General features: G+C 59.2%; 25 protein-coding genes. 9 read left to right on the forward strand and 16 right to left on the reverse strand.

All coding sequences use genetic code 11. The features are described 5' to 3' along the window. Positions 1–31: 31 nt before the first annotated feature. Positions 32–1,348 carry an isocitrate lyase gene (gene aceA / locus ACQQCD_RS05725; RefSeq protein WP_430267448.1) on the reverse strand — a complete coding sequence of 439 codons (1,317 nt, stop codon included), beginning with the start codon at positions 1,346–1,348 and terminating at the stop codon, positions 32–34. A gap of 129 nt (positions 1,349–1,477) precedes the next feature. Between aceA and ACQQCD_RS05730 the strand changes: the two genes are divergently transcribed. Next, the gene (locus ACQQCD_RS05730; protein WP_430267449.1) at positions 1,478–2,965 is read left to right on the forward strand and encodes a helix-turn-helix domain-containing protein; all 1,488 of its coding nucleotides are present in this window, start codon (positions 1,478–1,480) and stop codon (positions 2,963–2,965) included. Positions 2,966–3,068: 103 nt separating this feature from the next. Here the strand turns inward: ACQQCD_RS05730 and ACQQCD_RS05735 are convergent, their stop codons facing one another. The 3 genes from ACQQCD_RS05735 to ACQQCD_RS05745 form a co-directional block, all read right to left on the reverse strand. Then, a complete protein-coding gene (locus ACQQCD_RS05735; RefSeq protein ID WP_430267450.1) occupies positions 3,069–4,763 on the reverse strand; it encodes a M4 family metallopeptidase in 1,695 nt (564 codons plus the stop codon). Between the two features lie 132 nt (positions 4,764–4,895). Beyond that, positions 4,896–5,381 (reverse strand): hypothetical protein, encoded by a 486-nt coding sequence (locus tag ACQQCD_RS05740; RefSeq protein WP_430267451.1) that lies wholly within the window; start codon positions 5,379–5,381, stop codon positions 4,896–4,898. A gap of 47 nt (positions 5,382–5,428) precedes the next feature. Continuing rightward, on the reverse strand, positions 5,429–6,151 hold the full coding sequence (locus tag ACQQCD_RS05745) for a VIT1/CCC1 transporter family protein (protein ID WP_430267452.1): 723 nt from the start codon (positions 6,149–6,151) through the stop codon (positions 5,429–5,431). Between the two features lie 189 nt (positions 6,152–6,340). On the opposite strand from ACQQCD_RS05745, the gene ACQQCD_RS05750 reads away from it, so the two are divergent. Then, positions 6,341–8,599 (forward strand): MMPL family transporter, encoded by a 2,259-nt coding sequence (locus ACQQCD_RS05750; RefSeq protein ID WP_430267453.1) that lies wholly within the window; start codon positions 6,341–6,343, stop codon positions 8,597–8,599. Between the two features lie 144 nt (positions 8,600–8,743). Here the strand turns inward: ACQQCD_RS05750 and ACQQCD_RS05755 are convergent, their stop codons facing one another. Next, positions 8,744–9,592, reverse strand: a complete 849-nt coding sequence (locus ACQQCD_RS05755; protein ID WP_430267454.1) for a hydroxymethylpyrimidine/phosphomethylpyrimidine kinase — start codon at positions 9,590–9,592, stop codon at positions 8,744–8,746. A 152-nt stretch (positions 9,593–9,744) separates the two neighbouring features. On the opposite strand from ACQQCD_RS05755, the gene ACQQCD_RS05760 reads away from it, so the two are divergent. Both ACQQCD_RS05760 and ACQQCD_RS05765 read left to right on the forward strand, forming a co-directional pair. Further along, entirely contained in the window at positions 9,745–11,127 is a 1,383-nt protein-coding gene (locus ACQQCD_RS05760) for an MFS transporter (protein WP_430267455.1), read from the forward strand. A gap of 154 nt (positions 11,128–11,281) precedes the next feature. Continuing rightward, a complete protein-coding gene (locus ACQQCD_RS05765) occupies positions 11,282–11,545 on the forward strand; it encodes a hypothetical protein (RefSeq protein ID WP_430267017.1) in 264 nt (87 codons plus the stop codon). Between the two features lie 63 nt (positions 11,546–11,608). Here ACQQCD_RS05765 and ACQQCD_RS05770 read toward each other — a convergent pair whose 3' ends face one another. Beyond that, on the reverse strand, positions 11,609–11,983 hold the full coding sequence (locus tag ACQQCD_RS05770) for a hypothetical protein (RefSeq protein WP_430267456.1): 375 nt from the start codon (positions 11,981–11,983) through the stop codon (positions 11,609–11,611). Between the two features lie 287 nt (positions 11,984–12,270). Here ACQQCD_RS05770 and ACQQCD_RS05775 point away from each other — a divergent pair, with 287 nt between their 5' ends. Next, positions 12,271–12,966, forward strand: coding sequence for a queuosine precursor transporter (locus tag ACQQCD_RS05775; RefSeq protein WP_430267457.1), 696 nt, complete (start codon positions 12,271–12,273; stop codon positions 12,964–12,966). Positions 12,967–13,025: 59 nt separating this feature from the next. Here the strand turns inward: ACQQCD_RS05775 and ACQQCD_RS05780 are convergent, their stop codons facing one another. Beyond that, the gene (locus tag ACQQCD_RS05780) at positions 13,026–13,523 is read right to left on the reverse strand and encodes an endonuclease domain-containing protein (protein ID WP_430267458.1); all 498 of its coding nucleotides are present in this window, start codon (positions 13,521–13,523) and stop codon (positions 13,026–13,028) included. A gap of 84 nt (positions 13,524–13,607) precedes the next feature. Between ACQQCD_RS05780 and ACQQCD_RS05785 the strand changes: the two genes are divergently transcribed. Further along, the gene (locus ACQQCD_RS05785) at positions 13,608–13,952 is read left to right on the forward strand and encodes a hypothetical protein (RefSeq protein ID WP_430267459.1); all 345 of its coding nucleotides are present in this window, start codon (positions 13,608–13,610) and stop codon (positions 13,950–13,952) included. A 234-nt stretch (positions 13,953–14,186) separates the two neighbouring features. On the opposite strand, the gene tgt is transcribed toward ACQQCD_RS05785, so the two are convergent. The 4 genes from tgt to ACQQCD_RS05805 all read right to left on the reverse strand — a co-directional run bounded on the left by tgt (position 14,187) and on the right by ACQQCD_RS05805 (position 17,947). Next, complete coding sequence (gene tgt / locus ACQQCD_RS05790; RefSeq protein ID WP_430267460.1) at positions 14,187–15,458, reverse strand: tRNA guanosine(34) transglycosylase Tgt; 1,272 nt, start codon at positions 15,456–15,458, stop codon at positions 14,187–14,189. Between the two features lie 23 nt (positions 15,459–15,481). Further along, complete coding sequence (locus tag ACQQCD_RS05795; protein WP_430267461.1) at positions 15,482–16,213, reverse strand: SRPBCC family protein; 732 nt, start codon at positions 16,211–16,213, stop codon at positions 15,482–15,484. A gap of 9 nt (positions 16,214–16,222) precedes the next feature. Next, complete coding sequence (locus ACQQCD_RS05800; protein WP_430267462.1) at positions 16,223–17,335, reverse strand: DUF6707 family protein; 1,113 nt, start codon at positions 17,333–17,335, stop codon at positions 16,223–16,225. Between the two features lie 72 nt (positions 17,336–17,407). Beyond that, on the reverse strand, positions 17,408–17,947 hold the full coding sequence (locus ACQQCD_RS05805; protein ID WP_430267463.1) for an NUDIX hydrolase family protein: 540 nt from the start codon (positions 17,945–17,947) through the stop codon (positions 17,408–17,410). Between the two features lie 120 nt (positions 17,948–18,067). Here ACQQCD_RS05805 and ACQQCD_RS05810 point away from each other — a divergent pair, with 120 nt between their 5' ends. Further along, on the forward strand, positions 18,068–18,673 hold the full coding sequence (locus tag ACQQCD_RS05810; RefSeq protein WP_430267464.1) for a YdeI/OmpD-associated family protein: 606 nt from the start codon (positions 18,068–18,070) through the stop codon (positions 18,671–18,673). Between the two features lie 169 nt (positions 18,674–18,842). Continuing rightward, positions 18,843–19,616 (forward strand): phosphatase PAP2 family protein, encoded by a 774-nt coding sequence (locus tag ACQQCD_RS05815; protein ID WP_430267465.1) that lies wholly within the window; start codon positions 18,843–18,845, stop codon positions 19,614–19,616. A 118-nt stretch (positions 19,617–19,734) separates the two neighbouring features. Here the strand turns inward: ACQQCD_RS05815 and ACQQCD_RS05820 are convergent, their stop codons facing one another. The 4 genes from ACQQCD_RS05820 to ACQQCD_RS05835 form a co-directional block, all read right to left on the reverse strand. Further along, positions 19,735–20,910, reverse strand: coding sequence for an ABC transporter ATP-binding protein (locus tag ACQQCD_RS05820; RefSeq protein WP_430267466.1), 1,176 nt, complete (start codon positions 20,908–20,910; stop codon positions 19,735–19,737). After that, a complete protein-coding gene (locus ACQQCD_RS05825; RefSeq protein ID WP_430267547.1) occupies positions 20,907–22,367 on the reverse strand; it encodes an ABC transporter permease in 1,461 nt (486 codons plus the stop codon). Before ACQQCD_RS05825 ends, ACQQCD_RS05820 begins: the two co-directional genes overlap by 4 nt. A 174-nt stretch (positions 22,368–22,541) precedes the next feature. Further along, complete coding sequence (locus tag ACQQCD_RS05830; protein WP_430267548.1) at positions 22,542–23,549, reverse strand: iron ABC transporter substrate-binding protein; 1,008 nt, start codon at positions 23,547–23,549, stop codon at positions 22,542–22,544. Positions 23,550–23,814: 265 nt separating this feature from the next. Further along, a complete protein-coding gene (locus ACQQCD_RS05835; protein ID WP_430267467.1) occupies positions 23,815–24,984 on the reverse strand; it encodes a glycoside hydrolase family 76 protein in 1,170 nt (389 codons plus the stop codon). Positions 24,985–25,092: 108 nt separating this feature from the next. On the opposite strand from ACQQCD_RS05835, the gene ACQQCD_RS05840 reads away from it, so the two are divergent. Beyond that, the gene (locus ACQQCD_RS05840) at positions 25,093–25,884 is read left to right on the forward strand and encodes an SDR family NAD(P)-dependent oxidoreductase (RefSeq protein WP_430267468.1); all 792 of its coding nucleotides are present in this window, start codon (positions 25,093–25,095) and stop codon (positions 25,882–25,884) included. A gap of 54 nt (positions 25,885–25,938) precedes the next feature. Here the strand turns inward: ACQQCD_RS05840 and ACQQCD_RS05845 are convergent, their stop codons facing one another. Beyond that, a complete protein-coding gene (locus ACQQCD_RS05845; protein WP_430267469.1) occupies positions 25,939–26,781 on the reverse strand; it encodes a DUF1684 domain-containing protein in 843 nt (280 codons plus the stop codon). Positions 26,782–26,933: the final 152 nt, after the last annotated feature.

Genomic DNA, 26,933 nt, shown 5'->3' on the forward strand with positions numbered 1-26,933 from the left:
TCACAAATGCGAGTCAGTTGGGGAAGCGGGGTTAGTGAAACTGGCCTTCTTCGGTGGATCCCACCAAGGCGAGTGTGCTGCCGTTCGGGTTCAGGGCAGTGGAGACCAGATCGAAGTAGCCTGTGCCTACTTCACGCTGGTGCTTCGTGGCGGTGTAACCGCGATCTTCAGAGGCGAATTCCTTCTCCTGGAGCTCAACGTATGCGCTCATGCCATCACGGGCGTAACCGTGAGCCAAGTCAAACATCGAGTAATTCAAGGCGTGGAATCCAGCCAAGGTAATGAACTGGAAGGTGAAGCCCATGGCGCCGAGTTCACGTTGGAACTTTGCGATGGTCTCGTCATCCAGGTGCTTGCGCCAGTTGAATGAAGGCGAGCAGTTGTAGGCGAGCATCTGGTCCGGGTGCTCTGCCTTGACCGACTCAGCGAACTTGCGTGCAAGCTCCAGATCCGGGGTTCCCGTCTCCATCCAGATGAGGTCAGAGTACGGTGCGTAAGCCTTGGCGCGAGCGATGCAGGGTTCAATACCGTTGCGCACCTTGTAGAAACCTTCAGGGGTGCGCTCGCCGGTGATGAATTCCTGATCGCGCTCGTCCACATCTGAGGTGATGAGGGTTGCTGCCTCAGCGTCCGTGCGGGCAATAATGACCGACGGCGTATTAGAGACATCCGCCGCCAGGCGGGCTGCGCTGAGTGTGCGGATGTGCTGCTGGGTAGGGATCAGCACCTTGCCACCGAGGTGACCACACTTCTTCTCCGAAGCGAGTTGGTCTTCCCAGTGAACGCCCGAGGCGCCGGCGGCAATCATGGATTTCATGAGCTCAAAAGCGTTCAACGGGCCACCGAAGCCGGCTTCGGCATCGGCAACAATCGGGACGAGCCAATCTTCAACGGTCTGCTTACCTTCGGAGTACTCGATCTGGTCGGCGCGCAGTAGTGCGTTGTTGATCCGGCGAACAACTGTGGGCACCGAGTTCACGGGGTAGAGCGACTGGTCCGGGTAGGTGTTGCCTGAGGTGTTGGCGTCAGCAGCAACCTGCCAGCCGGAGAGGTAAATGGCGCGCAGGCCGGCTTTGACCTGCTGTACTGCCTGGTTTCCGGTCAGCGCACCAAGAGCGTTGGTGTAACCGCCGTTAGTCTTCTCCGCAGTGAGTTGCTTCCAGAGCTTTTCCGAACCGCGGCGGGCCAAGGTGTATTCCTCGGAGACTCGTCCTCGCAGCTTGATGACATCGGCTGAGGAGTAGTCGCGGTGGACGCCTTCCCAGCGCGGGTTGGCAGCCCACTCGAGCTCCATTGCCTGTGCAGCCTGTTCGGGTGTCTGCTGTGCTGGCTCAAATGATGCAGTCATTTCAATCTCCTTGGTGAATCGCTCGTCGGTGAGCTTTTCTTGCTGTGAAATCAACTTTTCACTACTTGCAAGGGGGTGAATAGAGGTTTTTGATGGAAAGAAACGCATTTCTTCGCGTATGCTCAAGAAATGCCTAGTGTGAGCTGGAATACTCAAGTCAACGTCCCGCCGTCGTCCGATCAATCAGGGGGACTGGACGCGATTAGTCTTGGCCGCCGTCTGCGGCACCTGCGTAAAACCGCGGGGCTGACTCTTGACGATCTCGGTGCCGCTGTTGGTACCGCGCCGAGCCAGCTGAGCCTGATGGAAAACGGTAAGCGAGAACCAAAGCTGAGCATGCTCCAACAACTGGCCAAGGTGCTGGGTGTGAGCATCGATGAGCTGTTGGGTTCTGAGCCGCCGAGCCGGCGCGCGGCACTGGAAATAGAGCTGGAACGGTATCAGCGAGGGCCGCTGTATGAGTCGCTAAATCTGCCCAAAATCCGCATCAGCTCGCGGCTTCCGGTAGACGTCCTGGAGGCGCAAGTGGGGCTGCTTCATGAGCTTGAACGCAAACTCAATGAGCAGACTGCTACGCCCGAGGAAGCCCGCCGGGCCAACGGCGAATTGCGGGCCATGATGCGAGAGCGAGGCAACTACTTTCCAGAGTATGAAGCCGAGGCGCAAAAGATACTGGCGCTGGTGGGCTACACCTCAGGTCCGCTCAGTCAGCACGTGATTGCAGACATCGCTGGGAAACTTGGATTTACCCTGCAGCACGTGAATGATTTGCCCCATTCCACCCGCTCTGTGACGGACCTGAAGAATCGCAGAATTTACCTCACGCAGAGCCAGCGCACTGATCACGACCCCCGATCGGTGCTCCTGCAAGCTCTGGGGCACTACGTTATGGGCCACCAGACGCCCACTAACTACGGCGACTTCTTGATGCAACGCGTGGCTACGAATTACTTTGCAGCAGCGCTTTTGCTTCCTGAACAGGCCACCGTGGAGTTCTTGCAGCGGGCCAAGGCGGCCAAGGAAATTGCTGTGGAGGACATTCGTGATGCTTTCGCCGTCTCCTACGAGACGGCTGCGCACCGTTTCACTAACCTCGCCACACAGCACTTGGGGCTCACCACGCACTTCCAGAAAACGCACAAGAGCGGGATTATTTACAAGGCTTATGAGAACGACGGCGTGACGTTCCCGATGGATCACACCGGCGCCATTGAGGGACAACCTTCGTGCAAGTCCTGGACATCGCGGGCGGTTTTTGATGTGGCGGATAAGTTCAGTGCCTACAGTCAGTACACCGATACGCCGTCGGGCACTTTCTGGTGCACGGCACGCACTGAACGATCTGCTTCGGGGGAGTTTTCACTCTCAATTGGTGTGCCGTATCAGCATGTGAAGTGGTTCCGCGGCCGCGAGACCACGGCCCGCGAAAAGTCCACTTGCCCGGATCCGAGCTGCTGCAAACGCCCACCCGTGGAGTTGGCGCAAGAGTGGTCCGGGCATGCGTGGCCCTCGGCTCGAGCTCATTCGCACTTGTTGGCCGCCATGCCGCCGGGTGCATTCCCCGGCGTGGACGAGACCGAGGTGTACTCCTTCCTGCAAGCTCACTCAGGTTCCTAGCTCCTCCAATCCGCGAGGTCGGTGCATAGCTCCGTTCGCCCAGGAAAATTACGGGGCAAACGACGCTATGCACCGACCTCGGCAGGACGGGGATGCAGAATAGCTACTTCACGGAAACGGCGTTCCATGCCGAGGCGACTGCTGCGGCCTCGGGGGAAGTGGTTCCGTAGAGGTCCCCTGCAGCCTTAATGGTGGCGGTGCGTGCGCCAGAGTAGTTGGTGCTAGAAGTCATGTAGACGGTCAATGCGCGGTACCAAACCTGCTCGGCCTTGTCGCGGCCAATGCCAGTGACTACCGAACCATCACAGGTGGGGGAGCTGTGCGCCTTGGCACCAATGGTCTTTGCACCAGAGCCTTCGGCCAGCAGATAGTAGAAGTGGTTTCCCACGCCTGAGCTGTAGTGAACATCCAACTGGCCAACGCTCGAGCTCCAGCAGTTCGCTGAAGAACCGTCAGAAGCCGGGTTGTCCATTCGACGTAAACCGAGGTGGTTCTTCAGGTCGAATTGCTCGCCAATGTAGTAGTCGCCTTGGTCGGTGGTGTTGTTCGCATGGAACTCGACCATGGTGCCGAAGATGTCAGAAGTTGCTTCATTCAAGCCGCCGCTCTCGCCACTGTAGGTGAGGTTGGCTGTGGAACCGGTGACGCCGTGGCTCATCTCGTGACCAGCCACGTCCAGTGAAGTCAGTGCGCCATAGCTCACGCCATCGCCGTCGCCGTAGGTCATCTTGCTGCCGTCCCAGAAAGCGTTGACGTAGTTCACGCCATAGTGGACGCGGTTCCACGAGCCCTTACCGGTGTTCCAAACGCCTGCCCGCTGGTGAGTCTGTTGGTAGTAGTCCCAGGTCTTAGCCACTCCGTACTGAGCGTCCACTGCTGCAGAAGCGCGGTCAGCCTTAGTGCCCGTGCCCCAAGTGTTGTCGGCGTCGGACATCGGCGACAAGGTGACACAGCCGCTGCCGGTGTTCTGGCAGCGGGTGGAGTCCTTGCCGTTGTTCATGTCGCCGGTGTAGTTCCCGGCGCGGCTTGGGTCCTCGAGGAGGAATTTGCCGCTTGCAGACGTGGTGGTGAGTGCCACGGAACCTGCGTAGAGGCTGTTGCCGGTGCCGGTGTAGCTGCCCGTTCCAAAGGCAGTTTGTGTGGGGTTGGTCGGCGTCTTAGTGGGGGCTGCGGTGGTATTTGGTGCAACAGCGTTGACAGTGGTGATCGTTTCGGCGGTCGCTACAACTTTTCCGCTGTTCGCATCTACGTAGCTGTGGAGTCGACTCGGCGTCTGGCCGTCGGCCTGGTAACCGGTGGTGGTCACATCCCATACCAAGCGGGGCTGCGCAGTTGTTGCATCAACCGTGAGCACTGGCGAGCCCGCTGCGACGCGGCCCTTCGTGGCTACTGCGTTGGTGGCTGCTGCACTGCCAACAGTCGGCTTGGTTGACACGGAAATGGGGGTCAGCTGGGTCAGGTCCTGCCCGGTTGCTTGGCCTTTGGCATCCAAGTGCAGAACGAAGTCGCCGCCCCGGACCGGTAGACCTTGGTAAGTGCGGTTCATTCGAACGTGGGTGTCACCGTTGTTGTCCTGCAAGGCGGCCACAGCTTTTGCTGCGAGCCCGGGATCCTTCAAAAGGCCGCGGTTGGCCGTGAGAGCTGCTTGAGCCTTGGGCGCCACGGTTGCGACGTCCACGGCGTGGGTGCCGAGATTGTTCGACGGCGGGGCGGCGGTGGCTGCCCCCGAAATCGGCCACAGCATGGCACAGGTGAGTGCGGTCACCGCTGCGCCGTGAAGGATGGATTTTGCTGTCATTCCTGACTCCTCGATAAGAGTGATCCTGCCCACGAGAACGAGGCATTGATGACAGTATGAGTCAAGCTACTGCAAAACGGAAGAAGGCTTGTGACTTAATTGTCACAAGCTTGTTGACGGACGGCGCGCTCTCTACCGGCCCAGCCAAACTGCCGAAGCGCCAGAATGTCCAGTCAGAATCGTGTCGTAGATCAGGAAAGCCCCGGCAGCAACGCCAAGGACGGACGTAACGGGCCCCACCCAGCGAATTTCGAGCACCCGTTGTATGCCGCGCAAGGCATCCCAGCGCTGCAAAACGCTTGGGAATGCTGCCAAGATCTGTGCCACCACCACTAGGAAGAAGATGAACACCACCACGCGGAAAGCACTTCCTTGGGCAGCGTGAATCCGAACAGCCTCAGAGGCGCCCAAGGCGTGCTCAAGCTGTTCCCCAGCCTCAGCCGTGATCACAGCCAGCGGCACCAGAATCACCGACAGCACACCCAAGGGCCACGCAAGGTACTTCCGGGAACGCCGCCAAAATGCGAATACCACGGCGCCTACGCCCGCCAAAAGGGCAAAAATGAGCACTGCATGGATCAGCAGAATGTGTGCGGGTAAGCCACCGATTTCGATCACAAGAAGCTCCTCAAAGGGCTGGACTAACAAAGCGGATGAGATGGGTCCTAAACAATGCCTGTGGTGCCCAGAAGCAGCCCCACAGCATAGGTGAAGGCCATGGCAAGGGCGCCACCAATAACCAAACGAATTGATGCTTTGCGCTTTGAGCTTCCACCCACCCGGGCACTGATGGCACCGGTGAGTGCTAGGGCCAGAATCACGGCAACGAAGGTAAACGGAATACGGATCGACGCCGGCAGAAGCACCGCCGTCAAGAGCGGCAGGATGGCGCCAACGGTGAAGGCAACGGCTGAGGCGAGGGCTGCGTGCCAAGGGCTCGCAACTTCTTCTTCGTCAATGTTCAGCTCGGCTGATAAGTGCGCTTTGAGTGCGTCGTGCTCGGTGAGCTCAACAGCCACCTGACGCGCCGTTGCTTCGCTCATGCCCTTGGCCTGGTAAATCTCGGCCAGTTCGGCAAGTTCGCCTTCGGGGTCCTCGGCGAGTTCACGGCGCTCCAATTCGATGAGCGCACGCTGGCTGTCGCTCTGGCTACTGACCGAAACGTACTCGCCCAAGGCCATGGACACTGCGCCACCCACAACGGCAGCGGTTCCAGCAATCAGGATGGGAGTGAGATCGTTCGTGACACCAGCAACACCCACAACGGTGGCGGCAACGGAGACGATGCCGTCGTTGGCGCCTAGGACGCCAGCGCGCAACCAGTTCAACCGGGCAGCGATGCTGCTGTCGTGCGGTTCACGGGCGGGATTTTGCATTGTTTCGGTCATAGTGGCAGTAAATCAGCTGATTCCACACCGCGCTAGAGAGGATAGCATAGCCTATGTTCCGAATACTGGATTGTATTGCAGGCCTGTAACCAAACTAAGCCGGTTGATCCCACGATCAACCAATTGGTTGATGCTCTGTCCCCAAACCGCACGTAGCGTCAAACTATACGTACGAGCGAAAGGGCATTTATGTCTCGGCAGGCAGTAGAGCCAGCACAGGATCCGCACCAAAAAGGTGCGGATGTAGCACGTCGATCAGACGCACACGGAGGCGGAAAAGCACCTCGGGGAACCAAAAAATCCCGTCCACCAAAGTGGTTGCGAATCCTGATCCCCGCCGTCCTGATTGTGGTGTGGCTGGCTGTATTCGGTATGGGCGGAAAGTCCTTTGGCGAGGTTAATAAGGTTGCCGTGAATGATCAGGCCCAACAGCTGCCGGCCAGCGCGGATGCCACGGCGGTGCTGAAGGCCCAGGCAAACTTCCGGGATCAGAACATTGTCCCGGCCACTCTGGTGTTCGCGAAGGATTCTGCACTCACCGCCGAGGACAAAACGGCCCTGAACGATCAGCTCAAGTCCATCCAAGGACTTGAAGGTGTGGTCCCAGACTCGATCTCGCCGCTCGTGTACAGCCAGGACGGCAAGGCCGCCGAGGCTTTTGTTCCCCTCGACAAGACCGTCAAAATCGCCACCACCGTGAAGTCGATCCGAGCCGAAATTCAGGACCACGCGCCGTCGGGCATTAACGCTCACGTGACGGGTCCCGCGGGACTCACGGCAGACATCTCCGGCGCGTTCAGCGGACTGGACGGTCTGCTACTTTTGGTGGCGCTCGCCGTCGTACTGGTGATTTTGGTGATCGTTTACCGCTCGCCGTTGCTGCCGTTTATTGTCCTGGGAACGTCCATGGTGGCGCTGACCGCAGCGATTTTCACTGTGGTGGCGCTCGCGAAAGCCAACGTGTTGGTGCTCAGCGGACAGACGCAGGGCATTCTGATGATCTTGGTGATCGGCGCGGCAACCGACTACTCGCTCCTGTACGTTTCGCGTTACCGCGAGGAATTGCGGGACCGCGAAAGCAAATGGGATGCCACGTTGGCCACGCTCAAGGGTGCTTTTGAACCGATTGCTGCCTCTGCCGGAACCGTGATCGCTGGCCTGCTCTGCCTGTTGCTGAGCGATCTGAACTCGAACAAGGCACTGGGCCCGGTGGCCGCGATCGGTATTGCGTTCGCGTTCCTCGCCTCCCTGACGCTGCTCCCAGCATTGATGCTGTGGGCTGGCCGTGTGGCATTTTGGCCGGTCAAACCCAAGTTTGGCTCCGAACACCCCAACCGTGAAGGTGCCACAAAGGGTGTGTGGCCCAAGGTTGCTCGCCTGGTTTCCGGGAAGCCGCGCACGGTGTGGGCACTTTCTTTGGTTGTCCTGCTCGCTGCGGGTGCTGGAATGCTTCAACTCAAGGCCGACGGCGTTCCCACGAGCGATTTTGTTACCGGTAAGTCCGACGCGCGGGACGGCCAGAACGTCTTGAGCGCGCACTTCCCGGGCGGATCCGGATCACCGGCGGTGATACTCGCCCCGGCGGATAGGCTCGCCGAAGCGGCCGCTGTCCTGTCCAAGAACGACGGCGTTGAGTCGGTCAGCGTGCTGGCCAAGGAAGCGCCCGGCGGCACAGCCCCGGTCACGGCTGAGGGAATTCAGGCAGTTGGACGCCCGGGTACCCCGGCTCCTGCTGCGACGGTGGTGGATGGCCAGGTCATGCTGCAGGCAACGCTCAAGGACGCCCCGGAATCTGACGCGGCTGAGAACGCTGTGAAGGAATTGCGTGAGGTCTTCGCTGGCAGCGACTGGAACCACAGTGTGCTGATCGGCGGAACCACAGCCGTGGCCATCGACACCAACGAGACCACCATTCACGACCGAAACCTCATCATTCCCGTGGTGCTGGTAGTGATCCTGCTGATCCTGATGCTGCTCTTGCGCTCCATCGTGGCGCCGTTGCTGCTGATTGGCACCGTAGTAGTGTCCTTCGCCGCAGCACTGGGTGTCTCCGCACTCGTGTTCAACCACGTGTTCAACTTCCCCGGCGCAGACGCCTCGGTTCCTTTGTTCGGCTTTGTGTTCCTTGTGGCCTTGGGGATCGACTACAACATCTTCCTGATGACCCGAGTCCGCGAAGAATCGATCAAGCACGGAACCCGTACTGGTGTGCTGCGTGGCCTCACCGCCACAGGTGGTGTGATCACCTCGGCAGGTATTGTCCTGGCCGCAACGTTCGCCGCACTAGGAGTTCTGCCGATTATGTTCCTCGCGCAGATTTCCTTCATCGTGGCTTTCGGTGTGCTGCTGGATACTTTCTTGGTCCGCACGCTCTTGGTCCCGGCGCTCTGCTACCAATTGGGTGACAAGATTTGGTGGCCAGGTGAGCTCAGCCGCCGGTCTGCGTAACCAAAACCGCCGGGTTCCAACCGCCGAGTTCCAACCGCCGAGGTCGGTGCACGGCGTCGTTTCCCTAGGAAATTACCTAGGGAAACGACGCGCAGCACCGACCTCGGCGCGTTCGTTGAAAGGATGCACCGACCTCGGCGGGTATTACTTGGCCGCGCCGCCCTGCCACAGTGCGGTGAACGGTGCGCCGGAGGTGACGCGATTCTTGATGCCTTCGGTGACAAACGCCTTAGCCGTGCGTGCAGCTTCCAGCGGGGTAGCACCCTTGGCGAGCTCCGCAGTCACGGCCGCAGCCAGCGAGCAACCCGCGCCGGACACTGCAACTTCCCCCACCTTCGGGGCACTCAGAACTTCCAGCGTGGTGCCATCAAAAAAGACGTCGACGGCGTCGCTGCCGCCCAACCTGACGCCACCCTTCGCCAAAACCGCGGCGCCACTGATGGCGTGAATCTTGCGGGCTGCTTCCTTGAGGTCTTCAACGTCCTTGATCTCCATGCCGGAGAGCGACTCGGACTCAAAGTGGTTCGGAGTGACAAACGTGGCCAGCGGCAGGATGCTCTCCTTGAGCGCTGTGTCAGTGTCCAGCGCGTGGCCGGGTTCCTGGCCCTTGCAGATCAGCACCGGGTCCAGCACCACGTTCTTGAAGGTGGTGTCTGTGAGTGCCTGGGCAACCGTGCCGATGGTGGCCGGGCTGCCCAACATACCAATCTTCACCGTGTCCAGCACCTTTGGTGCCCCGGAAGCAGGACCGTATGCCGCCGTCGTCGCTTCCAGTTGGTCTGCAATCACTTGCTGATCCACCGGGACAAAACGGTGGTTCCAGTTGTCCTTGGGGTCAAAGGAGACGATGCAGGTGAGGTTCACAATCCCAAAAACGCCGAGTTCTTGGAATGTTTTCAAGTCCGCCTGTGCGCCTGCGCCACCCGTGGCTTCGGAGCCAGCAATGGTCAGGGCAATCGCGGGGGAGTTGGTGTTGGTGGCTGAGGAGGTCATAACAACTATCCTGCCACTGTGCTTTGTGGTGGTCATATCTCAGGCAAATCTGAGCGTGAACAATATGACCAAAAAGTGACTGAGACTCGAGGTATCAGATATGGTGACCCACGGTGTGGCCACCGTCACTCCGTCCCAGGAAGGTTCACTCAATGAGCACCCAAACCCTCGAAGCAGCGCAGACCCGCCGCGCTGTGGCGAATATCCTCAAAGGCTCGGCCGGAAACTTGGTCGAGTGGTACGACGTCTACATCTACACGGCCTTCTCGGTCTACTTTGCATCGCACTTCTTCAGCTCCAAGGACCCGCTGCAGTCCAGCTTGGAATCGATGGCCGTTTTTGCCGTGACCTTCCTGATGCGGCCCATCGGATCGTGGTTCTTTGGCCGCTACGCAGACCGCTACGGCCGCCGCGCATCGCTGACCTTGAGCGTGACAATGATGTCCGCTGGCTCGTTTTTCATCGCTATTCTGCCCACCAAAGAAGTGCTGGGAGTGTGGGCGCTAGTGCTGTTGATTGCGGCACGCCTAGTCCAGGGCTTCTCCGTTGGCGGGGAATACGGCACGAGTGCCACCTACATGTCCGAGGCTGCCACCGTTAAACGCCGCGGCTTTTTCTCCTCGTTCCAATACGTGACCCTCATTGGTGGGCAAATGCTGGCCCTGCTGGTGTTGGTTGTACTGCAGCAATCCCTGGGTAAAGATGCTCTCGGTGAGTGGGGTTGGCGCATTCCCTTCGCAATCGGCGGTGTAGCAGCCCTGGTTGTTTTGTGGCTCCGCCGGTCCATGGAAGAAACTGTCACCGACGAGCAGAAAGCAGCCGCCGAAGCCCCAACCGCTGGCGAGGCTCGTCCGGGATCCATGAAATTCCTGCTGACCAAACACTGGCGTGCGCTCTTGATCTGCATTGGCGTGACTCTCGGTGGAACAGTTGCGTTCTACACGTACACCAACTTTGTTCTCACCTTTATGAACAACACCTCCGGCATCCCCAAGGAACAGACCTCCTGGATCAACTTCTGGGCCCTGCTGATTTTTATGTTCTTGCAGCCCGTCTACGGCATGATCTCAGACCGTGTTGGCCGCAAGCCACTGCTTTTGTGGTTCGGGATCCTCGGTGTGCTGTGCACATGGCCGCTTATGAGCGCGCTCGGTGGGACAAAGGATCCCGTGCTCGCGTTCTTCCTTATGATGGGTGGGCTCCTGATTGTTGGCGGATACACCTCCATCAATGCACTGGTTAAAGCTGAGCTTTTCCCCGCCTCCGTCCGCGCGCTCGGTGTTGGGCTTGGCTACGCGATCGCTAACTCACTGTTTGGCGGAACCGTGCCACTCATTGGTGCAGCGCTGCAGAAGGCCGGGCATGTTGACTACCTCTTCACCTACGTCACGGTGGCTATTGGTATCTCGCTACTGGTCTACATCTTCGCCCTGAAAAACAAGGGCCAAACGCACCTAGACCGCGAGCGAGGCCACGCATGGAAGAGCCAAGTCCCCAAGGATGCTGGCGTGACTGCCGGCAGCACTGCCAAGTGATGGGTTGTTGTGTATGGGTAGTGGTTCCCATCGACAGTGTGTGAGGGGCTGGGTAGGTTTTAGGTAATGGTTCTTCCGGAAATCGCCGGGAACCGTATATGGGGGATACCGGCAGGAAAAGTTCGGTTCCGCAGATGATGAAGGAGTGAATGTTATGGCTATTTGGGGTGCAGATATTGCTCAGCTCAAGACTCTCGGTACGAAGCTGCAGGCTGGCTCGACGGCGATCACTGAGCAGAAGACCACGTTGACTAAGATCCTTGGTTCCACCGACTGGAAGGGCCCGGACGCTGACCGTTTCCGTAACGAATGGTCCTCACACCACGTACCGTCTTTGGCTAAGGTAGCCGAGGCTCTGCGTGAAGCTGGCCAGAAGGCAACCAAGAACGCTTCCGAGCAGGAGCAAGCTTCCCACTAAGTTCCACAGTGGGCGTAGGGCCCGGACCGTCAACACGACGATCCGGGCCCTACTTTCGTTTATTCAGGATTCTTGACCGGGTGTGCTTGGGCCGCTACCTGAGGCGCCGGTCCCGCCGTCGTTATGGTTTTCTTCTGCCGTACCCGAAGCGGCTGGATACTGTGGGTCTGGATGGACTGTAACCCGGCGCCACACGGCAAAGCGTCCGAGGGCTGAAGCCGCCGCCGTGCCCAGCCCGTAGGGCCACGCGCCCGTCCCTAAGTCGCCGCCCATCAGGACCATAGTGAGGCAGCCGGTGACAAATCCCGCCGCCCCCAAGGCCAACACATGCCACCATTGGTTCCGTACGGGCCGCATTAACAAGCCGGCAACAAGGCCCAGTGGCGCGCCAATAAAGATCGCCGGCAGGATCGCGTACATGGCAAACGTACCTGCCACTACCGCCAATGCCTCAAGGGTTCTGCTTGCTATGGCGACGATGACGCCACATCCGAGGCTGAACGCTAAATAGCAGTAAAGCCAGCCGAGACCGAACGCTGCTGGGTTGTCTCGCTCTTTGCCGCCATTCGCCGTCGCTCCTTGGGTCTTGAAAACGCGCCTTTTTAACGCTCAGTGAGCAGGCAGGGCGTGGGAGAATAGTCCACGGCTCAATCTGTGTGGGCCCAGTGCTAATACAGCGGGACCGGGATGGTCTGCGCGAACCACTAGTCAAAGCGAGTTCTTCCATGAGTGAAACCACTGTGAAACCAGCCGTGCCCGGGGCCAAGTTTGCCTCGATTGGTAGCCCGTATTTCGGCATCGCCCTAGCCTTTATGGCCGTTATTGTGATCCTGTCCAACATTGGTGGATCCAAGGGTGTTCAGTTTGGCCCCATCACCACCGACGGCGGATTCTTCCTGTTTCCGTTGGCGTACATTTTGGGTGACGTGATTTCAGAGGTCTACGGGTTTAAGGTTGCCCGCAAATCCATCATCACCACCTTTGTGCTCTCCGCTTTTGCGTCGCTGAGCTACTGGATCATGATTATCCTGCCCGGCTTTACCGACGACTACGGCGTGGCCAAACAAGCTGCCATGGAAACTGCGTTGGGCCCGGTACCGCAGATTGTGCTCGCTTCGTTGTTGGGATTCTTGGCTGGGCAGACCATCAACTCCTGGATCCTTGTGAAGATGAAGGCCCGCAGTGGCGAAAAGTCACTCTGGGCACGCCTTATGAGTTCGTCCGGAGCTGGCGAATTCGTGGACACCCTTATTTTCTGCTCCATCGCGGCCCCCGTGATTGGCATTTCCGATGCTGGGACCTTTGTGAGCTACGTGGTGGTGGGCTTTGTGTACAAGACCCTCGTTGAGTTCCTCTTTGTCCCGCTCACGAGCATCGTGATCCGCTGGGTCAAAAAGCGCGAACCGAGCTACGGGCTCTAATTCTTTCGCCGTTCCTGTCCGCGAGGTCGGTGCACCGCGCCGTTTGCCTAGGGAATTTCCTAGGGATTCGACGCGATGCCCCGACTTCGGCGAAAGGCTTCAAGGATTCGCGACTTCACCTCAGCCTCTTTGAAGAGGTCGGCCCACGTGAGACGGACAAAGATCCAGCCTTCCTCCATCAGAGCTTTCTCGCGTTGACGTTCTTGGAAAATCGCCTCGTCACTGGGCTGGTAATCGAAGTATTTGGCTCGACCATCAAATTCGAGCGCGATCTTTCGGTCTCGCCACGCCATGTCCAGCCGATACAGACCAGCCCGCGTTTGGACCTCGACTTGCAGTTCCGGAGCCGGTAACTGCAGGGCATTGATGACTTCCCTGGCCAACGTTTCCCCGGCTGATTCCGAGCGCGGATCGGCATTTTCAAGCACCGCCCTCAGCGTGCGAATGCCTCGATGCCCGGCCAAGGCTGTGGATGCTTTTTCCAATTTCCCTATGGATGCACCTTTGCGGAGCGCATCGTCCATCAGAATCAGGCCGGACTTATAGGACACTGTCATACAGCAATCCACGAGTGTTCTTTCCAGCGACGTGACCCGTAATCCGTCAAGCCAAACAACATCCTCCGGCGGTAGTGGCCGAGTATGGATTCGAACGCCGGGGCCGGACTGGCGGCTGTTGGGCTTGGAAGTATTCGTGACGTGGATCAGCGAATCGACGTTCCACAAGCTCAGCCCGAAAAGGCGCGCGGCCGAGACATGGCTATAAACGAACCCCTCGTTGGTACTGCGAAGCGTCCGGAGCTGGTGGGCTCGGATCTCCAACAGCTTCTGACCGTCACGATTCAAAGACTCCCAGTGGCCACAGGAAACGTAACAGCCATGGCGGATTCGCTTGACTTGACCGTTGGAGAGCAAACGATTCAGTTGCCGCGTAGCGATGCCAAAGTCGTGAAGTTGGGCGGCGCTCCAAAGGACGCCGGGCGGTAGTGATGGGCGCGGAGGGTGCGGCGACCGAATCGGTTCGCCGGCGCCGTCGTACTGGCTCAGAGTGTTCAACGTCATGGTTTCAGCGTGGCGCTAAAAGTTCGACGGCGCTTGGCTCACGGCGCGTATGTGGAAAACTTCGGCCACAAAGTTCCCGTCCCGCGAAGTCGGTGCATGGCCGCGAACTCCCCGGAAATTTCCTAGGCCAACGGCGCGCAGCACCGACCTCGGCGGAAGTTAGGCGTAGTACTTGCCTAGGGTCTCGGCTTTGAACTCGAAGAAGTCGCCGGACTCAATGGCGAGCCGGGCGTCGTCGACCATCTTCACCACAAAGCGCTCGTTGTGAATCGACACCAACGTTGCAGCCACCATTTCCTTCGCGCGGAACAAGTGGTGGATGTACGCACGGGAGTAATTGGTGCATGCATAGCAATCGCAGCCGTCCACGAGCGGGCCGAAGTCCCGCCGGTAGCGTGCACCACTGAGGTTAAAACGCCCGTCCGGGGTGTAAAAAGCCGAGGTGCGGGCCACCCTAGTGGGGGAAACGCAGTCAAAAGTATCGGCCCCGTTTTCGATCGCCGTAAAAATGTCATCCGGCTCGGAAATGCCGAGCAAGTGCCGCGGCTTGTTCTCGGGAAGTTCCTCGGAACACCAGCGGACAATTGTGCCCAAATTTTCCTTCTCGAGTGCCCCTCCCAGCCCAAAACCGTCAAAGTTCATGGCGCCCAAGTCCCGGCAGGCCTTACGGCGCAGGTCCTCATATTGGGCGCCCTGAATGACCCCAAACAAGGCTTGATACGGCTTGCCCACGCGCTCGTCAGTGAGCCGGAAGTGCTCAGTGATGCAGCGTTCAGCCCACAAACGGGTCCGCTCAAGAGACATTTCTTGGTAGGCGCGGGAATTTTGCAAGGTGGTGAGCTCATCGAATGCGAACATAATGTCCGCGCCGATTTGATGCTGAACTTGCATGGAAATTTCGGGGGTAAAGCGGTGCTTGTCGCCATTGAGGTGGCTTTTGAACCACACGCCGTCGTCGTCAACATGCGCCAAACGTTCCTTGCCCGCAGCCACAGCATCGTCCGGACCAGACTGATCCACAAGGTCCATATTGATGACCTTTTTGAACCCAGATCCCAGACTCATCACCTGGAATCCGCCCGAATCAGTGAAGGTTGGCCCCTCCCAGTTCATAAACTTACCCAAGCCGCCAGCCTCATCCAGCAGGTCCGCTCCGGGCTGTAAATACAGGTGATAGGCGTTCGACAACAATGCCTGTGCACCCAATTCCTTCATGGCTTCGGGCAGAACGGCCTTGACAGTGGCTTTGGTTCCGACTGCGATAAAAGCTGGCGTCTGAATCTCACCGTGTGGGGTAGTGATGGTGCCCGTACGGCCCAAAAATTCGCCGCCATTGGCGGCAACATCGGCAGGCGTGTAAGGGGAGGTCTCCGCGAGGCGTTTGCCAACAGAGAAAGAGAATTCGGACTGGGAAGCAGCGGAAACAGGCACCTATCAAGTGTGCCAGAACCGGCTCAGCTATTCGGCTCACTTTCATGGAACGCGCTGGCACGCCAACTCTCCCAACGCTGCCGCAATGCTTCAAGTTGGTGCGCGCCCAGACCATAGCTGGAGATGTTGACCATCAAACCGCCATTCGGGCGGGAATCGGGCATAGGTGCCTGGGCGGAGGCGATCAACAAGCCGTCACCGTGGTCAGCATATTCGCGCACCGTGAGTCCCACTTGGTCTGGGGTTTTGTACCAAACCCGGCCTGTGATTTCCTCCCCGGTGGGGAGGTGGAGGCTGTAATTCTGGCCCTCTTCAGGTATCTGGTCAAGGCCCAGAATTTCAAGTGCCGGGCGGCCGTTTCTATCCAGTGTTGCCTGGAGAAAGGTGCTCCGCCGCGCTGCGTGTGGGTGCCGTTCAAGTGCGAATTTGAGTTGGTGCAAAAACATCACCCAACCTTCAGTGATGTCCGCTTCCCAAGCGGCCCACGGCGAATCCGGGTCCGGAGCGGCGCGGACAATACTCACACGGGTCCCTGCCGCTACGGGTTCGAGCGTGAAAACGTCTCCACCACCAAGCGAGAGCGAAAGGTGATCCGGAGCTTCGAGGACCGAGTCCTTGAAGTAAATCTCTTGGATTTCCTCCGCCAGTCCCTCAACTTCCCAACCATGCCAACGGGCAATTTCGCCCGGTTCGCGCAGCGAGGTCCAGACTTGTTGCGCATCAGCATTGATCACAACACTCAGCGGATTGCTCATGATTAAAATCTACGCCCGAATAGCCTCAAGTTCGTTGTCAATCCGCCGGTTCAATTCGCCCGCACTGATGCTCTCGGAGCCGCCGTGAGCCCGCAAATACAGCAAGCTTTCGAGCCGCAAAACACGCCACTCACGCTCGGCTTCGTGGTTGCCGTTATCGATTGAGCGGAAGATTTCTTTGTCATACAGATTGGGTTCATTGAGCGCCCGCTGACGAACCTTCGCCGCAATCCGGGCCTTAAAAGGGTCGCTCTCTTGGGCTTCGGGAGCGCGCAAGAGCCGGCGGTACAGTTCGGAACGTTCGTCCTGACCGTCCTTGGAGCACAGGAAACTGGAGAGTGAAAGGCTCGCCTCCACGGCCGACCAGCGCCCCGGATTACCATCAAAAGGCAGCACGTTTAGCAAGTCAGCAATGGCCAGCGCGGACGCTGAATCGCTGTGCTCGATGTACAGCTCGTGTGCCAGATCGCGCAGATCCGTGAGGCAGCTGCCGGACTTCAAATTGATGCCCTTGGCAAGCCTGGACGCAAGCGCCTGAACGCCAGGACGGCCAGGATATTCGGCCGCGACGCGTTCAACCACACTTTCCGGGGTGCCCTCTGGCTCAGGAATTAGCGCGAGTTCGGCCTCGTCCGGGAGTGCAATAGCGGGCGGATTCTCCGGCGCCGGTGGTAGCACTGCGGGAGTCGCGGCTGGTACTGCGGCGGCCAAACCTGCGGCCGGGACCTCGGCGGAGTCTCCACCCTCAGAAGGTACGACGACGGCACTCACCGCAGGTTCGGCGTCGGACGTTGGGGGTACTTCAGTTAGCCCGGTGGTTGCTGTGGGCTCGGTGCTGGCCTTTGCCCGGGGGAGCAGGATGTCGCTCCAACGGGACCCGGCTGGCGGCTGCACGATGTCGGCGTGTGCTACATGTGCTGAGGCGTTCGCGGCGAGTCGTAAAACGTAGCCGTCCACGAGGGTAATGACGATCAAAGCGGGATTGCCGAAGTCGTCCGACTCGGCCTCAACGAGGCTAATTTCGGCGCTTCGCTGGCCGTCCGGCAACAGGAGCCGATCCCCGCTTTGGAGAGTCCCAGCCTGTTCTTCACGGTATTGCACGGTGCTTTGGCTGCGGTTCATTGGGGTCCTTAAAGTCTCTTGCGGTCCGCCCAATAGTCTACAAAGGTGGCCTTGGAAAAGCCGGGAGGTGGGCTACTCGGCGATGCCCGCGAAGGCCAGCGCCTGGCGAATCAGGAGTCCGCGGCCGCCTTCGAATTCGTCTTGAACTTCTTGACGCAGCACCTCTTGGGGCGACATCCACGTCAACTCGAGTGCATCTTGACGGGGGTTGCATTCGCCCGTTACCGGCACCACATAGGCGAGCGCTACGGCGTGTTGGCGATCGTCAGTGAACCCGGTGTGTGAGGGCGAGGGGAAGTATTCGGCCACGGTGAACGGCACGGGGCTCAGGGGCAATTGTGGGAAAGCCATGGGGCCGAGATCTTTTTCCATGTGCCGCAAGAGGGCTGCGCGGATGGTCTCCCGGTAGAGCACCCGCCCGGACACGAGGGTGCGGACCATGCCGCCTTCTTCGTTTCCTTGCAGGAGTGTCCCAACTTCGATCACAAGTCCCAGCGGATCAAGGCGCACGGGAACTGCCTCGACGTAGACCATGGGGAGGCGGTTTCTGGCCTCGTACAGGTCTTCCTCGGAGAGCCAGCCTGGAAAAGGATCAGGGGTTCGTACACTCATGGTTAAGTTCTACCGCATCAAGACCGGGCGCGCGGGGCATGATTAGCTGGTGGCTGAATTACGGGAGCTGGATTTCCGTCACTGGGCTGCCTGCATCGAGGATCATTTGAAGGGATTGCCGTGGCCGTGGAATTAGAGGAACTACTGGTCCCCGACGCCGATGCATGGCGCGCATGGCTCGAGGCTAACCACCCTACGAGTCCAGGCGTGTGGTTGGTGTTGCATAAAAAGGGTGGTGCCACCACGGCATTGGATTATGCGGCTGCGCTGGATGAAGCGCTGTGTTATGGATGGATTGATGGCCAAGCTCGTTCGCGAGACTCTCACACCTCACTACGAAGAATGACCCCACGCACTGCCCGTAGCAAGTGGTCTCAGCGCAATGTTGGGCACGTGGCTCGCCTTGAAGATGCTGGCAAAATGTCGTTAGCTGGCCGGGCCGCCGTCGAATCTGCGAAGGCCGACGGCCGTTGGGAAGCCGCCTATTCTGGTGCCGCGAATGCCGTGTTGCCCGAGGACTTGTCTGCCGCGATTGCAGCGAATCCCTTGGCCCAAGCCACTTACAATCAGCTGAATTCGGCTAATCGCTACGCCATTATTTACCGGACCACAAGCGTCAAAACAGTGGTTGCTCGCCAGCGGAACATCACGAGGTTTGTGGAGATGTTGGCTCGCGGCGAAGCTCCTCACCCACAAAAATTCGCTCCTCATACCCCGCCGAGGTAGGTGCATCGCGCCATTCGCCTAGGTAATTTCCGGGGAGTTTGACGCTAAGCACCGACCTCGGCGAAAGTGAGGGCGGTGGGGTGAGGGATAGTGGGGTGATCAGCGTCCTTTCAGCCAACACGCAGCATCTTCACCGCTAGCGTTTAGAAATTGGTGGCAAACTACTGGGATGCCATCGCTTACTCCGCCCCGGGATGAATCTGCTTTGATGGGCTCATCGGCCTCCGCCTTCCAGCGCATCCGTATGTGGTTGAGACCCACCGCGGGACCAATTTGGTCCGCTCATGCGGCGTTTTTCACGGCTTCCGTTTTGATTGTTCTGGGCAATGTGATCTTTTGGTGGATGCTCGCGAGCGTAGCGTCGAATTCCGGTCCGGCCACGTGGGACGGGCCGTTACATTCGGCAGCTGTCGCCTCGCGAAACTCGTTGTTTACGGCCTTGATGTCAGCAGTTACCACTGTCACTTCGCCCATGGCGATGGCAGCGATCGGTAGTCTGACCGCCGTCGTCTGGTTTTTTTGGCGGCACGAATTGCGGCGTCCACTCATCCTGATGGTGGCTATGGCGGGCACTGTTGCACTATCCAGTTTTATCAAACATCAGGTGGGCCGCCCGCGTCCTTCGGCTAAAGAATTCCTGCTGGGACCGGACGACGCATTGTCATTTCCCTCGGGCCACACTCTCGGTTCTGGGGTGTTTTTTGGTGTGCTCGCCTACCTTCTGGTCTCGCGCTTAGAAAAACGTACGACGGCGTTACTCGCCGCGATTGCCGCAGTTTTGGGCACCGCTTTGGTGGGGTTGAGCCGGGTGTACTTGGGCTACCACTGGTTCACCGACGTGGTGGCTTCGGGTTCCTTGGCTCTGGTTGTGACCGGTGTGGTGATGCTGGTGGACTCGCTCTTACCCCGAACGCTCCCGGACTCAGCTACCCACTCCCGATGAGCCCACCCCCGCTGAGGTCGGTGCATCGCGTCGCTGGCCTAGGTAATTTCCGGGGAGCACGCGGCTAAGCACCGACCTCGGCGAAATAAAGTAGGAGCGGGGAAGCGGGCGGAAGGGACTATGCGTCGTGGGGGAAGGCTACTGCCTCGCCAACCACTCGTAAGCACAACTCGGTACCGGGCTGAGCGATGGCAGCGTTCCAGTGCCGGATGGCAATGATCTCGCCTCCGCCGGGGTATCGGTGAGCATTGGCTGTAGCATCACTTCGCCCGGCGGCCGAAGCTGAGACCGGCGGGGTTTGTGGCAACTGAATCCGTACCGTTGATTCTGGGCCAAAGTAATCGGTATCAACTACGCGCCCACGGATAGGCCCGTCCTCGGCGATCCGGATCTGCTCCGGGCGCAGCATCAACTGAACGCGGCCCTGGGCGGGGGGCCTGCGCACGGGAATTGCACCGAGCGAGCACGTGGCTAGGGACCCTTCCATCCACGCATCTAGAATCACGGCATCGCCCAAGAACTCGGCGGTGGCGCGATCTGCGGGGCGTGTGTAGACCACAAAGGGGTTACCGATTTGGGCCAGTTTCCCTCCGCGCATTACGGCAACCTGATCGGCGAAGGACAGCGCCTCGGCTTGGTCGTGAGTGACCAGGATGGTGGTCACTCCGGCCTTATTGAGCACTTTGGCTACGGCACGACGAGTAGCAACTCGCAAACCCGCATCGAGTGCAGAAAAGGGCTCATCCAAGAGCATCAGTTCAGGTTCGCGAGCCAGGGCCCTAGCCAGTGCCACGCGTTGCTGCTGACCTCCCGAGAGCTGGTGAGGCCGGCGCTTGATGTAGCTCGCGTCGAGGGCAACCATGTTCAGTAGCTCTTCAACGCGGGCCTTAGCGCCAGAGCGGCCACCGGGCAGAGAAATACCGAACGCGATGTTTTGACCAACGGTCAGATGAGGAAACAGGGCGCCATCCTGGGCCACGTACCCCACTTGACGTTTGTGCGCTGGCAACCAGACTCCGTCGCCCGCTACGGTTTTTCCGTTGAGCGAGATCCTGCCGGTATGCGGCCGCTCAAAACCTGCGATGAGCCGCAAAAGCGTGGTTTTCCCTGACCCGGAAGGACCCACAATGGCGGTGGTGCCTCCACGCGCAACGGAGAGATTAACGCCCTTCAGGACCGGGTGACTTCCAAAGCTTTTGGTGACGTCCACAATGCCCAAGTGGGTGTTGGTGCTGGCCGCGACGGACGCTGCAATCCGCGGTTCGGGGAGTCGTGAAGGGGATTGTTCGGTCACTGTCCGGCTGCTTTCTTGGACTGTTGGAATAGAAGATAAGTCATCGGCGCCGAGAGGACGATCATCAACAGAGCGTAAGGCGCCGCCCCTGCGTAGTCGATCTCGTTGCTCTTGGACCAGAACTCGGTGGCAAGCGTGTTCGTCCCGTTGGGGGAGAGTAACAGGGTTGCTGTCAGTTCATTCACAATGGCCAAAAACACCAGCGCTGCACCACCGGCGGCGGCAGGTGCGCTGAGCCGCAAGGTGATCCGAATAAAGGCCATCAGAGGGTTCTTCCCCAAGGACCGGGCCGCCTCATCGAGTTCCTTCGGTGCTTGGGAAAGCCCTGCACGAATGTTGACTAGCGCACGCGGAAGGTACAACAGCACGTAGGCCAACACTAGAACTAGGGAGGTCTGGTAGATGCCCGGCACCAATCGAATACTGACCGTCACAAACGCCAAGCCCACCACAATCCCGGGCATGGAACTGGTGACGTAGTTGGAGAGCTCGAGTGTTTTACTGAACCAGCCCGGGTGCCGAACCGCCAGGTAGGCGAGTGGGAAGGCGAACAACGTGGTCAAAACTGCGCCGGCTAGTCCGTAGCTGAGGGTTTGCAAGAGGGCAGGGCCAAATTCGGCCATGTTCCACACCGCGGTTCCGCCGGCGATCAGCCAGCGCAACACAAACCACAATGGCAGGCCGAAGGCCAACGCACTAAGGGCCACCAAGAACACTTGGGAGGGGAGTTGGTAACCGCCCAAAACCAGCCGGGATGGCTTGCCCTGCACGCCTGAACCCACACGGGCATAGCGTGCATTTCCGCGGCCGCGTACCTCAATGAGGAGCAAGATCAGGCAGAAGAACACCAGCACACTGGCCAGCATGTTCCCGGCTGCACCGTTAAAAGTGGACCGGAATTGCTCCATGATTGCGGTGGTGAAGGTGTCAAAGCGAATCATGGCAAAGGCGCCATATTCGGCGAGCAAGTGCAGCCCCACCAACAGCGCGCCACCGGTGATAGCAATGCGCAATTGTGGCAAAACTACCCTGAAGAAAACCCGCCAAGGTCCCAAACCCAAGGAAGCAGCGGACTGCTCAATCCCAGGATCCAAACGGCTGAGTGTGGCTGCCGCAGGGATGTAGATGAGCGGGAAATAGGACAGGACTGAAATCAGCACACCTGAGCTGACGCCTGCCAGCGAGGGGATTGCCGATACCCACGCGTAGCTGTTGACAAAGGCTGGGATGGCCAGCGGCGCTGCCAGCAGGACCGCCCAAATGCGGTGACCTCGCAGGCTGGTCCGTTCAACCAACCACGCCCCGGCCACACCAAGAATCACGCAGAGCGGGACCGTGAAAACGATCAGCAATACGGTGTTCAGTAGGAGCTCGCCAACGCGAGGGCGGAAGATCAGAGCGGCTGCGGAGGACCAGCCTATGGAGGCTGTCATAAACACCACGTAGCCCAGTGGCATCAAGGAGAACAGCGCAATGATCAGGGCAATAACTCGTAGCGCGCCTAGCCCGGAAAAGAGTCCGGAGAAGAAGTCGGCGATCTTGCGCAAGACGCCGGAAAGGAGGCCCGGGCGCTTGCCCGAACCTCCTGACTGGAGTGTGCCCACGGTGGTGGGCGAGGAATTACTCAAGGTTTAGAGGAGTCCTGCCTGAGTCATCAGCTCCGAGACCTTGGGGGAGTTCAGCTTGGCTGGGTCAACTGTGGGCGCCTGAAGGTCCTTGATAGGAGTCAGCTTGGAGTTGGCAGGAACATCGGATCCCACCGGGTACTCGAAGGACGTACCGTTCTGTAGAACTTCCTGGCCCTTTTTGCCGGTGATGAACTTCAGGAAAGCCTGAGCTGCAGCAGCGTTCTTGGCGCTCTTGAGGACACCGCCACCGGAGACGGATACGAATGCTCCCGGATCCTGGTTCTTGAAGTAGTGCAGGCCGATGTTCTTGGAGTTCTCACCGGTCTTCGCCTGATCACCGAAGTAGTAGTAGTGGTAGATCAACGCCATGTCTACCTCGCCAGCGTTCACTGCCTTCATGGCGGTGGAGTTGCCCTTGTATGCCTTGGAATTGGCCTTCATGGCCTTGAGCCAGTCGCTGGTTGCCTGCTCACCTTTGAGCTCCAACAGGGCAGAAACAATTGCCTGGAAGTCAGCGCCGGACGGTGAAGCTGCCCACTGGCCCTTGTATTCGTCCTTGGCCAAGTCCAGCATCGAGGCGGGGAGTTTGTCCTCGGTGAGTTTGGTTTTGTTGTAAACCAACACGGTGGAGCGGGCTGCGATTCCAGTCCACTTGTTGGTGGACGGGCGGTACGTCGACGGCACCTGATCCTGAGTTGCTTTGTCCACGTCGGCGAAAAGGCCAGCGTTTTCAACCTGTGTCATGGCCGGTGAGTTTTCGGTGAGGAAAACGTCTGCCGGGGAGGCTGCACCTTCTTGGATGATCTGGTTGGAAAGCTCCGAATCGTCACCGTTGCGCAGAGTCACTTTGACGTCGGTTTCCTTGGTGAATTCGTCTACCCAAGCTTGAGTGAGCGACTCGTGCTGGGCGTTGTACACGGTGATTTCGCCAGAAACGGCACCGTTGGATGCGGACGAATTTGAAGAGGGGGAGCCGCCGCAGGCGGTGAGGCCCAAGGCTGCGGTAGCCATCAAGGCAATGCCGGTCAGCGCGTTCTTACGGGTGAGGATCACGGGGAAGCTGCTTTCTGAAAGTTCACTGGACTAGGGTCCGGTAGGGCTGGAGAAGGGGATGGCCACCACTGAGACTGTAGGATAGCCAAGCCTAAGTAACCAAGTGAAAACAGGTCATTGTGAGCGAGATCACACTAATTAGGTCACTTTCTTGTCACCTAATTACTCGGTGTGCCTCTGCGGACTCGCTGCTCATGAGCCGCCGTTTAGCAGCCAATGATGGCTAAACGGTTCCCAGTGAGGCGGCGGCTTCGAAGATCATCCACGCCTGAAGTTGGGTGGAAAGTTCGACGACGGCTCCCGCAGGATACGTTTGCGCTGCGGTTTTGAGCGGGTGCGTTGAAAAGATCATGTCCGGGGCGCCTTCTCCCGCCGGGCGGCGGCCCTGCCACAGGGCTTCGGCGGTATCGCGGACCAAGGTGGCGGCAATGGATCGCGCCTCAGTAGACACAGCAGAATCATTCGCTGCGAGTGCTAAATAACGCACCAAAATCCCGGTGAAGAGGCCGCCGTCGCCCGTTCCGTCACAGCGCAAAATCCGCGCGCCGGCTCGCATCGGAACCGGCGAGTTACCTTCCGGAGCCAGGGTCAGCCGCGCGTCGATCGCGCGAATGAGAGCTTCTGCGCGTTCCAGATTCACCGGCCCGCCCAGCTCCAAAAGCGCTCCAAGAATGGGCCCTTGGTTGTACGTGTAGATGGCATTCTCAAGGAAAATCTCCCCACCGGCCCGGATTCTTAGCCCATCCAGGTACATTCCCTGTGAGGCATCAAAGAGCTTCGCATCGAGCCAATCAACCAGAGCTTGGGCCCGCTCGCGCCGCCCGGTCCGGGCAAAGTGCAGGGCAACTGGCGCGGTCGCTGGTGTGTTTTTGAAGTCGCGCTTTTTACTCCAAAACGTTCCGCCGCCAAGATCGTCAGTAGAGGCCGAATCGAATTGAAGGCTTAGAGTTTTGAGCAGCCGTGCGTTGCGCCGGCGGCCCGGATTGCGGGTCTTCTCGGCGAGCTGTTCCAACCGCCAAGACGAAAGTGCCAGCCACGCCATGTCGTCGTAATAGCTGTTCACAAAGGTCAAAAAATTCCGCAGCCGGATGGTGGTGACTAGACGCGAAGCGAGCCGTCCGGCGCTTGGCCGGGACGCGCCGTCGAACTTTACTCCGGTGGCCAATTCACGTTGCCCGGCATCTACTAGGGCGTCAACGTAATGCGCTTGCCACCAGTAATGCCACGGCGAAAAGAGCGATTTAATCCGGCGGGTGGGGCGGCGAATCGCGCCGATATGTGTCCCCGGCAGGAAGAACAACTTCTGTCCGAACTGGTGCACCACCGAACGTGCGGCGGTCTGTGCGCGATCCGTGGCCTCAAGTACTTGAGGTGTCTGCGTGCCGTAGTCCATAGTTCGAGCCTAATGCTATGGCGTGCCGAGGTTACAGCGACTAAACTCGGGGCCAGTTAATGACCATTAACGGATTGCTTTTTTTGGGGACCACATCGAGGAGGATGTATGGACATCAAGGGAGCAGTGGCTCTGGTGACTGGCGGGGCATCCGGGCTGGGTGCCGCCACGGCAAAGCGTTTGTACGACGCCGGAGCAACAGTAGTGATTGTTGACCTACCGCCGCGTGAGGGGTCGCCGTCTTTGGGGCAGCAGAGTGCCGAAGCCCTGGGCGAGCGCGCGGTGTTCATTGCCGCCGATGTGACGAATCCTGAACAAGTTCAAGCTGCTGTGGATGCAGCGGTTGGCTTGGGTCCGCTGCGCATTGTGGTGAACTGTGCCGGTGTTGCAACGCCAGGAAAGGTGCTGGGGCGCGAGGGTGTGTTGCCGCTTGAGCAATTCAGGCGAGTCATTGAGATCAACCTGATTGGTACCTTCAACGTTATTCGCCTAGCCGCTGAAGCAATGGCCGCTACCCCTGTGGTGAGCACCGAACTTGGTGGCGAGGAGCGCGGCGTCATCATCAACACGGCCTCGGTTGCCGCGTTCGACGGCCAAATTGGCCAGCCCGCCTACTCGGCCTCTAAGGGTGCAGTTGCCGCCATGACTTTGCCGATTGCCCGCGAATTGGCCCGCTCGCTGATGAGGGTAGTGACCATTGCTCCGGGCATTTTTGAGACCCCCATGCTGGCTGGGTTGCCTCAAGACGCTCAGGACTCTTTGGGACAGCAAGTGCCCCACCCGGCACGATTGGGGCGGCCGGAGGAGTACGCCAACCTTGCCGCACACATTGTAGAAAACGCCATGCTCAACGGCGAAACCATTCGTTTGGACGGGGCAATCCGGATGGGGCCCAAGTAAAGCGACAGCTACGTAGGGCTGGCCCAAAGTGTGGTCAGCCCTAAGCGGTGACGTTCACCCCTTTGTGGGGTCCTTCTCGCCAGCTTCTACGCGCACGTCCAAGCTGTTGTTTTTCACCGGCATAGGGCACGTGCCATAAGGGGTGAAGGCGCTGGGGTAGTTGATGGCCCGGTTGAAGTCCACCACCACGGTGCCGTTCGGGCGGGGCTTGGCCGTGGAGACTTTGCGCCAGTCATCGGTGGTGTCTCCGTTCGTGGCATCGTGGAAGGTGATGGTCAGGGCGCCCAGTTTTTCTTCTTCAGCTTGCAGGCGGTACTCCTGAGGTTTGCCGTCAGTTCCGGGGAGTTCAAAAACCACCTCGCCTACTGAACGGTGAACACCACCCACCAAGGGGTTGGCGGTGCCAATGGGAATCTCGCGTGGTTCGGGATAGGGCTCCCAGCGGGCAGTGATGGCCCACGTTGGGTCAAAAGCATAGGTGGGGACAGTGTTGAAGTCGGTGAAAACCGGCGAGGAGCTATCCCGTGTCCGGATGGCGAACTTGCCGCCGCGTACAGCAAGTTCCACCTGAACTTGAGAACCGTCGGTGCCGCCGTACTGGACCCAGTTCAACGATTCTTCGTCCTGAAGCTCTTGGGTGTACGTGCCGTCAACGGCCTCGCCAGTGTCCACAAAGCGCAATCCGTCCGCAGCGCTCGCGGTGAGTGTCGCCGCAGTACCGTCGGTTGACCACAATCCGGGGACCATCTCGAGGGTGCCTGGTTGCGGCGGGAGCCACTGAAACGAGGTGAGGGTGAGCCAGCCGAATTCGGTGGCAAGCGCTGTGTTGCGGGAGTGGCGGAAGCGTTCCCACCGTGCCACCTGGGGGTCTGTTTTGGCGGGTGCTGCGTTATTCATGTCTTCTCCTAGGACCGATCCTGTGGCCGATACTTCTACAACCTGACTCTGCCCCAAAAAATGCCCGCAGCCCAGCTCGGTGACCGAACGTGCGCGTTAACATCCGAGACAAATTGTGGGACCCCGGTCACGTCCCGGTAGTATCCCTGAAG

The organism is Pseudarthrobacter sp. J1763 (assembly GCF_050490295.1).
Taxonomy (GTDB): domain Bacteria; phylum Actinomycetota; class Actinomycetes; order Actinomycetales; family Micrococcaceae; genus JBNPEO01.